Annotated in this window: 13 protein-coding genes; 6 read left to right on the top strand and 7 right to left on the bottom strand. The window is 43.5% G+C overall.

Features of this window, described 5'->3' with window-relative positions:
* Positions 1-125 precede the first annotated feature (125 nt).
* Both pflB and ATG66_RS14700 read right to left on the bottom strand, forming a co-directional pair.
* Entirely contained in the window at positions 126-2,402 is a 2,277-nt protein-coding gene (pflB, locus tag ATG66_RS14705) for a formate C-acetyltransferase (RefSeq protein ID WP_098416035.1), read from the bottom strand.
* 304 nt (positions 2,403-2,706) lie between these two features.
* Positions 2,707-4,254 (bottom strand): DUF3360 family protein, encoded by a 1,548-nt coding sequence (locus ATG66_RS14700; protein ID WP_098416034.1) that lies wholly within the window; start codon positions 4,252-4,254, stop codon positions 2,707-2,709.
* A 448-nt stretch (positions 4,255-4,702) separates the two neighbouring features.
* Here ATG66_RS14700 and ATG66_RS14695 point away from each other — a divergent pair, with 448 nt between their 5' ends.
* The 6 genes from ATG66_RS14695 to ATG66_RS14670 all read left to right on the top strand — a co-directional run bounded on the left by ATG66_RS14695 (position 4,703) and on the right by ATG66_RS14670 (position 12,395).
* Positions 4,703-6,169 carry a flagellar sheath protein A gene (locus tag ATG66_RS14695; RefSeq protein WP_098416033.1) on the top strand — a complete coding sequence of 489 codons (1,467 nt, stop codon included), beginning with the start codon at positions 4,703-4,705 and terminating at the stop codon, positions 6,167-6,169.
* Between the two features lie 231 nt (positions 6,170-6,400).
* Positions 6,401-7,171, top strand: coding sequence for an ABC transporter ATP-binding protein (locus ATG66_RS14690; RefSeq protein ID WP_098416032.1), 771 nt, complete (start codon positions 6,401-6,403; stop codon positions 7,169-7,171).
* Between the two features lie 82 nt (positions 7,172-7,253).
* Positions 7,254-8,024 carry an ABC transporter substrate-binding protein gene (locus ATG66_RS14685; protein ID WP_179885695.1) on the top strand — a complete coding sequence of 257 codons (771 nt, stop codon included), beginning with the start codon at positions 7,254-7,256 and terminating at the stop codon, positions 8,022-8,024.
* A gap of 80 nt (positions 8,025-8,104) precedes the next feature.
* On the top strand, positions 8,105-8,845 hold the full coding sequence (locus ATG66_RS14680) for an ABC transporter permease (protein WP_098416030.1): 741 nt from the start codon (positions 8,105-8,107) through the stop codon (positions 8,843-8,845).
* Between the two features lie 3 nt (positions 8,846-8,848).
* Entirely contained in the window at positions 8,849-9,526 is a 678-nt protein-coding gene (locus ATG66_RS14675) for an ABC transporter permease (protein ID WP_098416029.1), read from the top strand.
* A 154-nt stretch (positions 9,527-9,680) separates the two neighbouring features.
* Positions 9,681-12,395 carry an ImpA family metalloprotease gene (locus ATG66_RS14670; protein ID WP_098416028.1) on the top strand — a complete coding sequence of 905 codons (2,715 nt, stop codon included), beginning with the start codon at positions 9,681-9,683 and terminating at the stop codon, positions 12,393-12,395.
* An 82-nt stretch (positions 12,396-12,477) separates the two neighbouring features.
* Here ATG66_RS14670 and xthA read toward each other — a convergent pair whose 3' ends face one another.
* The 5 genes from xthA to dinG form a co-directional block, all read right to left on the bottom strand.
* Entirely contained in the window at positions 12,478-13,284 is an 807-nt protein-coding gene (gene xthA, locus ATG66_RS14665) for an exodeoxyribonuclease III (protein ID WP_098416027.1), read from the bottom strand.
* A gap of 102 nt (positions 13,285-13,386) precedes the next feature.
* Complete coding sequence (gene rsmS, locus ATG66_RS14660) at positions 13,387-13,554, bottom strand: pleiotropic regulatory protein RsmS (protein ID WP_098416026.1); 168 nt, start codon at positions 13,552-13,554, stop codon at positions 13,387-13,389.
* Positions 13,554-14,099: a primosomal replication protein gene (locus tag ATG66_RS14655; RefSeq protein WP_098416025.1), complete on the bottom strand. Its 546-nt coding sequence runs from the start codon at positions 14,097-14,099 to the stop codon at positions 13,554-13,556. The genes rsmS and ATG66_RS14655 overlap by 1 nt, the downstream gene beginning before the upstream one ends.
* Positions 14,099-14,881, bottom strand: a complete 783-nt coding sequence (locus tag ATG66_RS14650) for a sulfite exporter TauE/SafE family protein (protein WP_098416024.1) — start codon at positions 14,879-14,881, stop codon at positions 14,099-14,101. The genes ATG66_RS14655 and ATG66_RS14650 overlap by 1 nt, the downstream gene beginning before the upstream one ends.
* 14 nt (positions 14,882-14,895) lie before the next feature.
* Positions 14,896-16,971, bottom strand: a complete 2,076-nt coding sequence (dinG, locus tag ATG66_RS14645) for an ATP-dependent DNA helicase DinG (protein ID WP_098416023.1) — start codon at positions 16,969-16,971, stop codon at positions 14,896-14,898.
* Positions 16,972-17,279: the final 308 nt, after the last annotated feature.

Genomic DNA, 17,279 nt, shown 5'->3' with positions numbered 1-17,279 from the left:
TCATACGTAAGAATGTGGGCAAAATCTTTCGTAATATCACAACTTTCGTTCAAGAAATAAAAAAAGGGCTGATGCTTCATCGCATCAGCCCTTTTATATCACTAAAACGTTACATCGCTATGGTCTTATAGAGACTCAGTGAATGTACGTGCGATTACGTCAGCTTGTTGCTCTGTAGTTAAAGAGTTAAAGCGAACAGCGTAACCTGAGACACGAATTGTTAGCTGAGGGTATTTCTCAGGGTGTTTAACCGCGTCTTCTAGAGTTTCTCGGTTAAGAACGTTCACGTTTAGGTGTTGACCGCCTTCAATTCCAGACTCGTGGTGGAAGTAACCATCCATTAAACCAGCAAGGTTAGCGCGCTGTGAATTTTCATCTTTACCTAGTGCATTTGGCACGATAGAGAAAGTGTAAGAGATACCATCTTGTGCGTCAGCAAACGGCAGTTTTGCAACTGAAGTTAGTGATGCAACAGCGCCTTTCTCATCACGACCGTGCATTGGGTTTGCACCTGGAGCAAATGGAGCGCCAGCACGACGGCCGTCCGGAGTGTTACCCGTTTTCTTACCGTATACCACGTTTGAAGTGATAGTAAGAATTGACTGAGTAGGGATTGCATCACGGTAAGTCTTAAGCTTACGGATTTTGCCCATGAATACAGAAACAAGTTCACATGCGATGTCATCAACGCGTGGGTCGTTGTTACCGAATTTAGGGTAATCACCTTCGATTTCGAAATCGATCGCTAGACCGTCTTCGTCACGGATAGGCTTAACTTTTGCGTATTTGATTGCAGACAGAGAGTCAGCCGCAACAGATAGACCAGCAATACCACAAGCCATAGTACGCTTAACGTCACGGTCATGTAGAGCCATTAGTGCCGCTTCGTAGCTGTACTTGTCGTGCATGAAGTGGATGCTATTTAGCGCAGTCACGTATTGCTTCGCTAGCCAATCCATGAAGTGGTCCATTTTGTCCCAAAGTTCATCGTAGCTCAAAACATCGCCTTCGATCTTAGGCATGTTTGGACCCACTTGGATTTTTAGCTTCTCATCCACACCACCGTTGATGGTGTAAAGCATGGTTTTCGCAAGGTTAGCACGAGCGCCGAAGAACTGCATTTGCTTACCAACAACCATTGGAGATACACAACATGCGATAGCGTAGTCATCTGACTCCATATCTGGACGCATTAGGTCATCATTTTCGTACTGGATTGAAGAGGTATCGATTGATACTTTCGCACAGAACTTCTTGAAGCCTTCAGGTAGTTTCTCAGACCACAACACAGTGATGTTTGGCTCTGGAGAAGGACCCATGGTGTATAGCGAGTTTAGGAAACGGAAGTTTGTACGAGTCACTAGCGTACGACCATCAAGACCCATACCACCCATAGATTCTGTTGCCCAGATTGGGTCGCCAGAGAACAGGTCATCGTACTCAGGAGTACGTAGGAAACGAACCATACGTAGCTTCATGACGAAATGGTCGATCATTTCTTGAGCTTGTTCTTCGTTGATGCGGCCAGCAGCGATGTCGCGCTCGATGAACACGTCTAGGAACGTAGAAGTACGGCCTAGAGACATTGCTGCACCGTTTTGAGACTTAACCGCTGCTAGGTAACCGAAGTAAGTCCATTGAATGGCTTCTTGCGATGTTTCTGCCGGACGAGAAATGTCGAAACCGTATTTCGCTGCCATCTCTTTGATTTGACCTAAAGCGCGATGTTGCTCTGCGATTTCTTCGCGAAGTTGCATCGTCATGTGTAGATCTTCGCCATTCTCAAAGCGCTCTTGTAGAGATGAGAATTGAGCAAATTTGTCCTTCATTAAGAAATCAATACCGTATAAAGCAATACGACGATAATCACCAATGATACGACCACGACCGTAAGCATCAGGAAGACCAGTCAATACGCCAGACTTACGACACTTCATGATCTCTGGAGTGTAAATGTCGAAAACGCCTTGGTTGTGTGTTTTACGGTACTCTGTGTAGATTTTCTTAACTAGTGGGTCAAGCTCACGGTTGTAGGCTTTGCATGAGCTTTCAACCATGCGGATACCACCATTAGGGATGATCGCACGTTTTAGAGGAGCGTCAGTTTGAAGACCTACGATAGTTTCGAGATCTTTTTCGATGTAGCCTGCATCGTGAGCAGTGACGGTAGAGATAATTGAAGTATCGAAATCAACAGGAGCGTGAGTCGCGTTCTCTTGTTTGATACCTTCCATTACCTTAGCCCAAAGCTTGTTAGTCGCTTCAGTACCTTCAGAAACTAGGAAAGATTCGTCGCCTTCGTACGGAGTGTAGTTCTTCTGAATGAAATCACGAACGTTTACTTCGTTTTGCCAGTCGCCTGCAGCAAAACCTTCCCAAGCTTTAGCAAATTGCTCTGCCATGACATACCTACCTTTTTAGTAGAAAAAAATACGTACTGCTTCGCCGTTGAGCCAGCTATCCCCAATTGAAGAGGGGAACAGTACACTCTTATGAATAACAATATTTATAGTCTTAAATTTAAATAACCGGATCATAAAACGATAAATATTGTCACTATTTAAAATGTCTCTCTTTTTAAGCAACAGTTAGAGGTTAAACTAAAATTTTTTTGTAAACCTTAAACTAAATCAATAAATCCTCAACAATCTCGATAAAAAGAGGGTAGCGACTAGCGCTACCCACACATTTTTTGAGCGATTGGCATTACAACCAAGACTGAATACCATATTGGCCTTCAAGCATACCAACTGCAAGCATAGCGACCAAACAAATGGCAAACACACAGATAGGGATAATAATCTTGTCAGCAAAAGAAAGGCGTGAAGCGCGTTCTTTGTCACCGATTAGGCCATTGTTGTCTAAGAACATCGTTAGTGCCCAAGCCAGTACAGGGTTGGTCATGATAGAAGCGAAGATACAAATACCAGCTGCTTGTGAGTCTTTGGTGTCACGAACCATTTGCATCCCTGCCTCTAATAGAGGTAGAGAGACACCAACAAGAAGTGCAACACGCATGACTGGAGGCCATACCGCAACATCCATTGGGAAGCCCAGAATCGCAACGATAATACAGAACGAACCAAGTAGAATCGCACCAGCAGGAATAGGGCGCTTGGCAATGGCCGCAGGGATCATGTAAGTACCCCAAGAGGAAGTGATGTTACCGCCACCGACAGCCGTACCTACCATCTGACGAACAGAACACATACTCATCGTGTCATCAACATCCATGAGCACTTTTTCAGTCTTCTTAGGGTAGTTCAGTTCTTGGAAAATGCGGTGGCCTAGGAAATCAGGTGACCACATTGCTACTGCTAGAATCGCAAAGGGTAGAGAGGCGATGAAATGTTCTACGTTTGGTAGACCAAGCATCCAACCTTCTTCTGTGCTGCCCCACCAGTAAACAGGGTTTAGATTTGGTATACCCATTTCAGTTTCGAATTTAATGTCAAAACCTGCGCCAAGAACTAAAGCGATTGCTAGGCCTGTGAATGCACAAACGGGAATGGCTAACCAACGCTTGTTTACCTTTGCAAGGTATGCGTAAATCGCAACAGTGATGCCAAGTACAATCAGACCTACGTACCCCATGCTACCCGCTTCAACCGTTGAAGATTGAAGCCCAACAGCCCAATCTTGGATTGAAGTAATTTGGCTCATGGTACCTGTCAGGCCAAGGAAAATAAGTAAGCCACCTGCCGTCCCTTCGGACGTGAGGTTAACAAGCTTCGACCCGCCTTTTAAGAAACTTAAGATTAGACCAAACACCCCGATAAGAATTGCTAGAGCAAGGGGATGAGCGCCCGCCAATGCGATGGTGCCTATCAAAGGAATCATTGGGCCGTGGTTACCAGCAAGGTTTGCACGTGGGTTTAGGAAACCCGAAGAGATGATACAAAAAAGAAGTGCCGGGATTAGCATTTCCACACGTGCAACTTCGATAGCGAAGTCTTTACCCAGATTGATATGATCCCATGAGGCGGTAAGGCCCTCAGCCCAAGACATCATTACTGCTGAATACATGGCGATAATGCCAATGGTACCAGCAAGTGCAGGAACAAGATCTTCAAGCTCAAAACGGAAGTCACGACCTGGCAAGTTTAAGCCGAAACGACGCGGCTTCATAATTTGTAGTTCGTGGTCTAGGTAGTCTGAACGGCTTGCGAACTCAGATGCTGGACGGTGAAGCTCACGGTAGCTCTTGGTCTCGATATCTGAATCAGAGTGCGCTTTATTAACTGCGTCTGACATAGATTCCTCATATATTTTAAAGTTATGAATTCTTCATTCAATTGTGTTAGCCCGCATCCTGCGGCACGCTTATGCTAGCTGTTATTAGATTTGTTGCACGTCGGTATTGTGCCTAAGCATAGCTAATAACTTATTGTGTTGAGGCACAAAAAAATCCTCATCTTTTGGCTGGAGTCTAACAAGATAGTCATTTTTGGTGATTGATTTAGATCACTTTAAGAATAGATGTGAAATAAAACTACATAAAGTGTCTAACATGAGAATGTGACGGTGATCTCTGGTGTAAATTAATTACACATGTTGCATAAAATTAGAAGTTTTAACATTGGTTATCTTATAAGCATGAAGTGGAATATTAATATTGACGATAAAGCTGGCTTTATTCTTGCTAAATACTGAACAAAGACGATTTTGGGTTAATTATTGCCGCTCAGTTTAGGAAGAAGACATGAAACAACGTAAAGTAATGCCACTTGTGGCTATCATCTCGGGGTTAATCGTTGGTTGCGGAGGTGGCGGAGGTGGAGGAGGTGGAGGAGGTGGTGGCACACCTCAAACAGCGTTTAATTTCACTTTTGTTGCGCCAAAGACACAAGCACTCTCAAGCAATGGCGCATGTACAATTTATGGTCGTTTCGAGTCAAACAATGTTGAGAAAGTACTGAATTATCATAAATTGGGTGGTGTTTTAGATACCCAGTTAACAGCTTATTACACTGATTCATCAGGTAATCGTATTGGTGATTTGGTAACAGCAAGTAATGACAAGTTGACAGTTATTCTGCAAACTATTCCAGACGGTGGCAGTGTTACCATTCAAGAGGTAAATGGCACTGTTATTAACGCTATTACCTTTTCAAAAGATCTTTTGGAATCTGAGTCTTCTTTGAGAAACGTGTACCTATCTGCAGATGCGAACGTAAGTAATACGACCTGTCTGACAGGAAATAACGATTCACAAGTTACTAAGGCTAATTTGGACTACAAAACTGCGGAAGATGCTTCAGGTAATCCATATTCTACTTTCTACTTTGATTCTCAATTAGAAACCGTAACGGCGAACGAATCGCGCTTTACCAAGGGTGAAAGTTTACCAGCGGTTAGTACTGAAAAAACGATGGTAGCTCAATACCGCAATGCTTCACGCTCTTCTTTGTACCAATATGGTTTCGAAGACTGGACCGATGGCCGCATGGTATTTGCAGGAACGCCTTCGACGCCTATGGTAAGTACGTCAGGTATCAATTTTTCAAAGATAGATATTGATACAATCTACAAAAACTTTTCTTACCGTTTAGCTGAAGTGCCAAAGACAAGTGAGTTTTATCACCCTGATGCATTGAAAGGTGATATTTGGACATTTAGTGTAGAAGGTACTATTGCAACGCCTGGATGGACAGCAGCATACACAGACAAAGTTTCTGAAAACTGGAGCATTATTGTTGATGACCGCTCTCTATTTTCAGTAACGGATACCCAGAACGCGAAGCCAGGTGTATCAAACAGTGTTGTTGATCTAACTGACAGTATTGGTTTGGGTCGAGAAAACGGGTTACAGCGCGTGAGCTATCAGCAAGGCACGATGGTTGGAGCAACGCCATACGTTGTTCGCCATTCTGTTTACTCGCTGATAGAAGGAAGTATCGTTGTTCCTAACTTAGAGTACTCAAGTGTTCCTTCTGGTGCCCGAGGTGAGTTAGTTATCTCTAATAACTCGTTGATTACCCAGAGCTATGTGTTTACCGATGAAAAAGCAGACGTTAAAGCTGCCGACTTTCTCACTGCTTTTGCCAATGGTGATGGCTCTGATACCGAAAAAGATGTACTCGGTGTAGTAATGAATGAGAAGCAAGTTCGTGATATGAAGAATCGAATCGCGCAGACGAAAACGTTGCTTTTAGAGAGAACCAATTAACACTTTTGTAAATATAAAAAAGCCCCTTTGAAAGGGGCTTTTTTATATTTAATATTCAACTTTTGAAGAATAAGTTGCTATATATTGCATGTTAATTTATCTATCGTATCTTTCTATTCGAATTGTTTAGGTTAATAATTTGTTGCAAGTCTCAAGGGGTGGTGCTAATTTGAACTGAATTAGAAAGGGCGGAGTCCCTTAGCAGTGATAGAAATACAGGGAGTAGGGCGCATGAATGATGTACCAGCGCTAGATATAAAAGACCTGCACAAAACATTTGGACAAAATGAAGTTCTTAAGGGAATTTCTCTTTCCGCACACAAAGGGGATGTTATCTCCATCATTGGCTCTTCCGGTTCTGGTAAGAGTACCTTCCTTCGATGTATCAATTTATTAGAAACACCAACTGCAGGTGAAATTTGGGTGAACGGTGAGCTTATCCAAATGAAGAATAATCGTGCTGGTGAATCTGTACCTGACAACGAAAAGCAAGTACAACGCATTCGTTCTCGTCTTGCGATGGTGTTTCAAGGGTTTAATCTTTGGTCGCATCTCACTGTGCTAGAAAATGTCATCGAAGCTCCTATTCATGTTCTTGGGATAGCAAAAGCCCAAGCGATTGAAAATGCAGAGGCATTACTTAAGAAAGTGGGCCTGTATGAGCGTAAAGATTATTACCCTGGCCATCTATCTGGTGGTCAGCAACAGCGTGCTGCCATTGCTCGAGCATTGGCAGTCGATCCTGAAGTCATGTTATTTGATGAACCAACCTCAGCACTAGATCCGGAACTTGTTGGGGAAGTGCTAGGGGTAATGAGAGATTTAGCAGATGAAGGGAGAACGATGCTGGTTGTCACGCATGAGATGGCGTTTGCTCGCGACGTCTCTAATCATGTGATGTTTCTGCATCAGGGTTTAGTGGAAGAGCAGGGAAAACCAGCTAAGCTGTTTACAGAACCAGACTCAGAACGATTACAACAGTTTATCTCCTCTATCTATTAATATTCTTCAGGCGGCAGGCTTTTGCCACCTAAGCCAACACAACAAACAAAACCAATATAATAGCAATCACAGGAGTATGGAAATGAAAAAGTGGTTATTAGCAGCAACATTGGCTGCAACGGCAATATCGGGGGTCGCTCAAGCGAAAGAATGGAAAACGATTCGCTTCGGCATTGAAGGTGCTTACCCTCCTTTTAGTTGGACAGAAACGGATGGATCTCTACAAGGCTTTGACGTCGACATGGCGAATGCTCTTTGTGAAGAGATGCAAGTTAAATGCAAAATTGTTGCTCAAGATTGGGATGGCATCATACCGTCACTACTTGCGAGAAAGTACGACGCGATTATTGCTGCCATGTCTATTACCACAGAACGTAAGAAGAAAGTGGATTTCACGGGGAAATACGCGCTTATTCCAAACAAATTTATCGCTAAAAAAGGTGCGAACCTAGACTTTGATAACCTAGATGGTAAGAAAATCGCAGTGCAACGCGCGACGACTCACGACAAATACCTCACAGACAACTACGGTGACAAAGTTGAGGTCGTCCGTTATGGATCTTTTGATGAAGCTTACCTAGATCTTGCTAGTGGACGAGTTGTTGCAGTGCTGGGTGATGCATCTGCTTTAGAAGAAGGTGTACTTAATAAGGCGGGTGGTGAAGCGTACGAATTTGTTGGCCCGTCACTCACTGATCCTAAATGGTTTGGTGAGGGCTTTGGCATTGCCGTCCGTAAACAAGATAAAGATTTAACGAAAAAGCTTGATGCGGCGATATTGTCACTACGTGAGAAAGGGGTTTACCAAGAAATAGCAGGTAAATACTTTAACTACGATGTTTACGGTGAATAAACCGTAATTAAACGGCCGTTGGCTTGTTCCTAGAAGTAGTCAACGGTCGATTTTGAGTTTTAGGGATTAGGAACTCACCTATGCTGGATTTACAAGGATATGAAGCCTCCATCCTAAAAGGGGCTTTGGTAACCATAGAAGTCGCTGTACTTTCCCTTCTGCTTGCTGTCATTCTGGGTATGGCTGGCGCGTTAGCTAAGTTAGCACCATACAAGTGGGCCAGAGCGATTGCGACTCTTTACACCACCATAATTAGGGGGATTCCGGACTTAGTACTGATGATGCTGATTTTCTTTGGTGGGCAAATACTGTTAAACAACAGCCTTTACTCTATCAACGAAACGCTCAACGAATGGTTTGCTTCTAGTAATCCAAACCATGAGTGGACTTCTTACTTGCCCGATTATATTGACGTCAGTCCGTTTATCGCTGGGGTGATCACCATAGGCTTTATTTTTGGTGCCTACATGGCAGAAACATTTCGCGGCGCAATTATGGCGGTTGATAAAGGCGAGCTAGAAGCCGCAAAAGCTTATGGCATGAGCTCTATTTTATCGTTTAGAAGAATTTTGTTACCTCAGATGATCCGTCATGCATTGCCTGGGTTTGGGAATAACTGGTTAGTACTGCTTAAAACCACGGCGTTAGTTTCTATCATTGGTTTAGATGACATGGTGAGAATAAGTTCTTTGGCCGCTGGGACGACGAAAATGCCGTTTACCTTTTACATGGCAGTTGCGCTTATCTTCCTATTATTTACCAGCGTTTCTACAGGTTTACTTAAACTTGTTGAGCGTAAGTTCAGTATTCATGCGAGGTAAGTCATGGATTTTTCTTTGATAATCGAAAGTTTGCCAATCTACCTCCAAGGGCTCTGGACGACCGTTTGGTTGGTGGGGTTAGCGCTGGTGGTTGGCTTGTGTGTCTCTATTCCGCTAGCCGTTGCACGCAATAGCACTAACTACTTACTGAGTTTGCCTTCTTGGGGGTTCATTTATTTTTTCCGTGGTACGCCACTATTGGTTCAGTTGTATTTGATTTATTACGGTATGGACCAATTTTTTCCAGTAAAAGATACATTATGGGAAAACGCGTGGTTTTGTGCGTTGGTTGTCTTTATCTTTAATACCTCGGCCTATACTGCAGAAATTATTCGCGGTGCGATTAATGGTTTGTCAAAAGGTGAGGTAGAAGCAGCCAAAGCATATGGGATGAGTAAGTTTATGACATATAAGCGTATTATCTTACCAAGCGCCCTACGTAGAGCATTGCCTGCGTATTCGAATGAAGTTATTTTCATGCTGCACGGTAGTGCGGTCGCGGGTATCGTTACTATTATGGACCTAACTGGAGCTGCGCGTTTAGTGAATTCACGTTATTACGCCCCATTCGAGTCTTTTCTGACAGCGGGGCTTTTCTACATGGCACTGACCTTTATTATATTATGGTGCTTTAAACTCGCAGAAAAACGATTTCTGGCATACCTTCGCCCACTCAGTTAGTCATTGATTTAAAATGGTACCTATATAGAGGTGCCACTTTTACACCTTCATTTTGATACCTTCATCCCTACTTTTCTATTTGATCTAAAAGACAATTTCTTTACCTAGAGTATTTACATTAAACTTGGATAAACCCATTGTTTAGTGAGTAAAAGTGAAAAAAACAATTCTATCGTTGGGCTTTGCCGCCATCGCCACTGGATGTGGTGGGGGAGAGTCACAATCAAATACCCAAGTAAAACCAACGCCAACGCCAGTTCAACAAGCGTTGGAAACTGGCAATGCACTATTCGTTTCTGAACCGAACGATTTCATCCGCAAAAGTCGTCAGGTCGTCGAAGCACATAAAAAGCAGGCTAACGCGATTAAATCCGCTATCGCGAAAAAACTATCTGGATTGTATTGGGACCCGACTCATGATGCTGCGATTTTGGCACCTAAGTATGGATTCAACAGCACGATTTTGATGACTAATAAGGCAATGGCAAGCGGTTACAAAGACCAAACCTTGTCAATTGGCGTTGCAGGAGAGCAGACCAACGGTCAACGTTACGCGGTATTAGGTAGTAACCCATTTCGCACCAAGCAACGTTTTCCTGATTCTTCTAATGCAGCGATGACTCAATGGTTAAATAACCTAGTTACTTGGCTTTCTAACGGCTCGACATCAAACGTCGTGATTGCGCAAATGGATCAGTCCCACTACTTCCCTGATGAGCAAGCCACGCGCAATTGGCTAAAAGATAATATTTCACAAGAGTTGGATGTTAACGATGCTAATCAGTGTGATGGTTCGAAGCTACTTAGCTGTTTGAAGACGAATACACCGAACTTGTTGATTTTGTCGCAACATCTGCGCTCAGGAGACAGCAACCAGCAGGTGCTGGATGCGCTGTCTTACGCTGAGCAAGCCAAAATTCCTGTTCTCTATCTGCATTGGGATGGCGGATTAACTGAGCTTGGTCGAGACGTTTTGGAAAAACTTCATGTTGATTACGTGGGAGATAATTACTGGCGTAAGTTAAGCTTAGTCGATTGGGCGCCTTCATCCTTAATGAACGTTGTGCCGGATTCTGTGGTTACGCAACAAGCGTTGTTGTCTCGTTTTGAATCTCAAAATTTCAATGTTGACTTGTCACAGTGCGATGATAAATCTTGCCCTGATACTGCGAATATGGATGGTCAATTTTATGCTGGAGCAAACAGTATTCGGCAGTGGCTGAAAAAGCATGATGAACAAAAGCTCTCATTGTTTGACCAAGACGGCTACCAATACGAAAAACTTATGGTGTTGCTGGCGGATCATTATCGTCAAACGATAACATTCCCAATGGACAAGCAATCAACTGAAACGACCGAGTTCCTGAAGTCATACTTTGCCGATTACGTGCAATACAACAGCCGAAACGTTAATCCCAAACAGCCAAATATGGGTAACTTCAGTCGCAGTGAGTTTGGCTCTGAAGTGAAGAGAATCAGTGCTACGATTAATATGGAATCAAAGCGTAACTTCCGCTCCGCTGGTGTGTATGCGCTTCCCGGGGAAACCTTTACGGTCACACGTAATGACAGCAATGATGTGACGACCAAAATTGTCATTAACAGCTTAAGAAGTGGCGCAACTCATGAGTTCAGCAAAGATGGTTACACTCGACCAAAAATGCTGACTTCATTCGCCTATGAAGTGAAGCTGGGTGAAGCCATCACTCTAACTTCACCTTATGGTGGGCCGATCCAAGTTCACTTTGACAACAATGATGTGCCAGTAGAGCTAACATTTAGCCATGTAGCGCAACATCCTGTATGGAGAAGTGCGAAGAACAACGATACGTTTATTCAACAGCTTGAGGCAAACTTGTTCGATTGGGCTGAGTTGATCACGCCTGGATTTGAAGTGCACGCTAAGCGAGACAAAATGCTTGAATCTGTTAACGATGCAACGTGGCCGACACCAGCCGCAATGGCGCTTGCGACAGAAGAGTATGCCCACAATTACCCACATGTTCTGGCTGGTTTCCAAGGGCCGGGTATCAATGAAGTTCCAGAAATTATCCAATATGCCAAAAATCAAGGCTGGGAAATCGCCAACATTGATATGGTGAAGCATATGAATGCTGACCAAGCAACATGTGGCTACGGCTGTTCTGGCAACCCATATGATGCATATTGGGCATTCAGCCCGCTTGGTCACGGTGATTTACATGAGCTTGGTCATGGCTTAGAAAAAGGTCGATTCCGATTTGCTGGTTGGGAAGGACACTCAACGACTAACTATTACTCTTATTATAGTAAGTCTCGTTTCTTCCAGAATACGGGGAAAGTTTCAACTTGCCAAAGCTTAGACTTCAAAGGCCAGTTTGAACTACTGCAATCTAGCCGAACCCAAGCGGATCCAAATGCGTATATGGCAGAGAAAAATCAAACCAGTTGGAGTTGGGGCGCTCGTGTTTATATTCAAATGATGATGGCGACACAGCATGCAGGCGTGCTTAAAAATGGTTGGCATTTATTGGCGCGATTGCACCTGATCGAGCGTGAGTTTAACCGCTTAAAATCGGATGATGCGCTTTGGAATGAGAGACGATTGAGTATTGGTTTCGCCAATTACTCTCGTGAGGAGGCAAACAGCATCTCAAACAATGATTGGTTGCTTATTGCTCTGAGTTCCGTTGCTCAGCGAGATATGACGAGCTATTTAGATATGTGGGGCTTCTCTTTCTCGGAAAAAGCAAAACAGCAGGTTGTGGCGCTGAATCTAACGCCAATGCCTCTCACTTACTTTGCAAGTAGTAATACTGGCTACTGTTTGAATGAATTTGCTCAAATACCAGTCGTTATCGACGGTCAATCGCCTTGGCCGCTTAACTAAATTCAAACAGCTATTTAGCAGACACAAAAAGGGAGACATTGTCTCCCTTTTTACCAGAGGTTAGCAAACCTATAGCTATGTACTATTTGAATGTCGACCAAATTGGGGCGTGGTCGGAAGGCTTTTCAATGCCACGGAGCTCATAGTCGATACCAGATTCAATGCATTTTTGCGCTAGGGAAGGGGTCGCTAAAATGACGTCGATCCGTAGGCCACGGTTGTCATCAAAGCCGCGTGAACGGTAGTCAAACCATGAGAAACGATCATTCACTTGTGGGTATAGCTGGCGGAAAGTGTCCACAAAGCCCCAATCTAACAAGGTTTTCAGCCATTCACGTTCTTCAGGTTGGAACGAACACTTACCGGTTTTTAACCAGCGTTTACGGTTTAGTTCACCAATGCCAATATCAGCATCAATAGAGCTGATATTGATATCGCCCATCACGATTAACTGTTCATCATTGCTATGGTGATCGTTTAAATAAGTCATCAAATCTTTGTAGAACTGGCGCTTGTAAGGGAATTTAGTCTCGTGACTGATGTTCTCCCCTTGAGGGAAGTAACCATTAAGAATCGTAACCTTGCCACCATTATCATCTTCAAACGTTGCCATAATCATGCGTTTTTGATGTTCTTCATTATCGGTCGGAAACCCTTTTTGTACGCTGATTGGCTCTTGTTTACAAAGCATCGCTACACCGTAATGTGCTTTTTGACCGTGAAAATACACTTTGTAACCCATGGCTTCGACATCTTGAATCGGGAACGCGTCATCATGAACTTTAATTTCTTGGAGGCCGATAACATCAGGTTGGTGTTTATCGATAAGCGCTTGGAGTTGGTGCAGTCGTGCACGAAGACCATTGATGTTAAAGCTGATTACTTTCATTTTTTATCCTTATTAAGGGCATACTTTTTATGGATGGTATCACTGCACGTTTGCACTGCAAATGATTCTCAACGAAAGAAGTGAGGGGAGAATGTAGAGACTTTACTGCTTAGCTTTTATTTTGTTTTCCAAATCCGATTGCACAATTTTTAATGCATTAAGGGCCGCTTCAGGAGTAATGTCGTTAGATTCAAGCAAATAGATTAAATCGACAGCCAGTTTGATTTCTTCTGGGGCTTCATCAAGAGGGGAGATGGGTTGATCTGACATTATTGATGTTTTTCTCTGTGAGTGATTTGGTTTTCGAGTTTGAGCAAAGCGGCTTCGCAACGTGCCAGTCGTTGTTCTGTGGCTAGCAAGGTCTTTTGCGCTTCAGCTCGGATAAAACTTGGTGACGTTTCTACAGCCCGTTCTTTTTCTAAAACCATCTCTCGCAAGCGCCTTGCCCACTCTTGGTGTTGAGCGAGTTCTTGGTATAACACATTGATTGGTTTTCGAAAGTGGCTGCTATGTTTGATCTCGTTCTTACGAATTTTCGTGGTTGAGATTTCCCGTTGTATTGCACCGATCTGTGCGACTAACCGTTCTGTGAGGTATTCTGCACGTAAAGCCGTTAGCTTCTCTTCCTCTTGTTCGCGGATGATGGCACTCAATGTTGATTTTGCTTCTTTTACACAAGGCGTTAATAATCGAGAACGACAATGAAACAGGCGCTCATCAAAAAGTGATACGTGATGTTCGCCTCTTTGGCGATCAAGTATCGCGGCTTGTTTCGCCATTTGTTCTAAATGTTCGGAAAGCTGAGCAATATTCATTAAAAACCTACAAACCATGCGTCATAAGCCAATTTAATGGCAAGTACGCTGACGACAGTAACAAACACAGGACGAATGAACTTTGAGCCAAAGCGAATAGCAGAGTGTGCTCCAACAAACGCTCCAGCCATTAAGCAGACGCCCATCGTTAAGCCTAGCATCCAATTGATGTGGCCAAGAGCAGCAAAAGTGATCAGTGACGTAAAGTTACTGGTAAAGTTCATCGATTTTGCTAATCCTGAAGCCAGCAGGATATTGAGGCGATAAAGAGCCATGGAGCTGACCGTCCAAAATGCACCAGTACCAGGACCCGCTAAGCCATCATAAAAGCCAATTGAAAAACCTTGCAAGTACTGTTTTCTATTGAGTAAGGGGCATGGCTCTGGCGTTGGGCTTTGGTGCGTCGACTTTGGTGTTTTATGAAACACCGTATAAAGCGCAGCCGCTAAGATAATCAGAGGCAATACCTTCTCTAACCAGTCAGTGCTGATCGCATCCACAAAAAGAGTCCCCAAGGCGGCCCCGATCAGGGTTGCAACAAAAGCTCTCCGCCAACATTGAGGTCGAAACAAGCGTTTTTTGTAGTAAGTAAATGCTGCAGTTGAAGAGGCAAATGTTGCCGCTAACTTGTTCGTTCCTAGGGCGATATGAGGCGGTAAGCCCAAGGATAGTAACGCAGGTACCGTTAGCATGCCGCCACCGCCTGCAACCGCATCAATAAATCCAGCAATAAAAGCGACAAGCGCCAACACCAACAGCATGGTTGGCTCAATCATTTCCATAAATGGTGTTTCTTCTAATGTTCTATTTTACGTTTAAATGGAGGCAGTGAGTCGAGTAAGGCTTGTCCGTAGCGTTTTGTCACTAGGCGTCGATCAAGGATTGTTACTCTACCAGAATCTCGTTCCTTGCGCAGTAATCGACCTACGCTTTGAATCAGCTTTTTACTCGCGTCTGGTACCGTGATTTGCATAAACGGATTGCCGCCTTTCTTTTCGATATACTCAGAATGAGCCTGTTCGACAGGAGAGGTCGGGACACCAAATGGAATCTTAGTAATCACCAAGTTTTCAAGCAGTTCACCAGGCAAATCTAACCCTTCAGAGAAACTACCAGTACCAAATAGGATGCTGGTTTTATTTGATTCGATTAGTTTTTTATGTTTTTTGATGATTTCTTGACGAGAACTTTCGCCTTGGACTTGCAAAGCCCAACCTTGCTTAATGAACCCTGAAGAGAGAGCTTTCGCTACTTGGTTCATTTGCCAATAGGAGGAGAATAATACCAAGTTAGCCTTCTTGTCTTCCAAGTACTTAGGCAATATATCGATAAGATATTCAGTAAATTGAGGTGCTGGTGGTTCATACTTCATTGCTGGTATGAGCAGTTCTGCTTGATTTTGATAGTCAAACGGTGAAGCCAGTGCCAAAAATTGCGTGCCAGATTCTGGTTTGCCATCAATGCCAACTTGATGGCAGAAGTAATGGAAAGAGTTCAAGGCGCGCATTGTCGCGGACACTAACACCGCGCCAATACAACGGCTCCAAATTTTTTGGTCGAGTTGCCATCCTACTTCAAGTGGAGAGACACTAACAATGAAGTCACCTTCACGGTCTGGGTGCACCTCTAACCATCTCGCTAAAGGCGCGCCTTTTTCGCGAGTGGGTTCAGCCATCAAGTGCCATACTTGCGCCAGGTTATCCAATCGCTGAATATAAAAACCTAATTCGGCGAGTGCGGGTTCTGCAAGCTTGGTTGACAGTTCACCATCTTTTACTCTTTCTGCAATCAGCTCGGAGATTTTAACCACACTTTGGTTCGCTTTTTTGCTTGATTGTTTTAGTTCTTTCGATTGGTTTTCTAGCCAAGAGGGTAGTTCACCGTGTTCAAATCGAAAAACTTTTTCCTCAAAATGTTCGGGGTCGAATTGTTTGGTCAGTTGACTCAACGCAGGGATGAGACTTTGAACGGATTCTTGTAGATCATTACGGAATCGAACCACGCGTTTTTCATCGGCCAGAGAAGAAAATTTACTAATCGATTGATTCAGCTTCTCTAACCAAGCTGCAGCGCCTTTTAGACTTGCAGAGGCGGATGCATGATCGCGTGCGACATGTGGTAGGTGATGAGCTTCATCAAAAACGTACATGGTATTTTCAGGCTCTGGCAAAATGACGCCGCCACCTAAATCAGCATCTGCCATCACTAACGAGTGGTTTGCAATGATGACATCATTTTTATCAAGTTCTGAGCGTGCTTTTTGAAATGGGCAACCACGATGCCCAGGTAAACTGTTGTTGCAACTGTGCTTGTCGCTGACGATCAGCTGCCATAGTTTATCGTCAATCGGTTTTGGCCATGAGTCGCGATCACCATCCCACTTACCTTGGGCAAGAGAACGATACATTGTTTCTAGTAAATCGAGGTCTTTTTTCTTGGGTTTCGTTTCGAACATCGCGAGCTGGCCACCATCAACCCCACTGGCTGTCGCAAGCTTTTCCGCACAGCAATAACGTTGGCGGCCCTTCGCCAAAATAAATGAGAATTCTTGGTCGGTAATTCGACGAAATAAAGGAAGATCTTTATTGATAAGCTGTTCTTGTAGGGCGACAGTCGCTGTTGAGATGACCACCTTTCTATTGTTATGAACAGCAATAGGAATGACGGCCATCAAATAGGAGAGTGACTTGCCGATCCCTGTTCCTGCTTCTGCAACCAGTACTCGGTTGGATTTATGATACTGACCACAAAGCGTTTTTGCGATTTCAGCGACAAGATAGTTTTGTGCTCTTCTTGGAACAAAGTTATCAAGTTGAGCTTGCAGGTTTTGATAGCTATTACGAATCGATTTTTGAATGTTACTGGTCAGCATACGAGCCTCAAATGCGTTGGAGGCGAATAGTAGCACACATCACTAGATGTTCAGTAGTTCACAAAACGGAATGCTTTTCTGAGGAAAATAGATCTTCTTCACAAAAAAACATTGAACCTTATTTAAATGAAATTAATTTCACTATGTAAAAAATATAAAGCTTCAAAATAACCATTTTTGCAAAACAATATCCCGTGTAAATTTATTTTTTTGATTTTTTTGGTGTAAAGTTTCAGTTATTAAGGGTTGCATCAATTACTGCAAAGCTAAGTGATTGTTTAGATGTTCGTCGAATAAATAAAGGTAAA

The sequence above is a fragment of the Vibrio sp. ES.051 genome, assembly GCF_002563795.1.
Taxonomy (GTDB): Bacteria; Pseudomonadota; Gammaproteobacteria; order Enterobacterales; family Vibrionaceae; genus Vibrio.
Note: the sequence above shows the minus strand (reverse complement) of the source record. Positions and strands in the feature narration are given on the sequence as shown.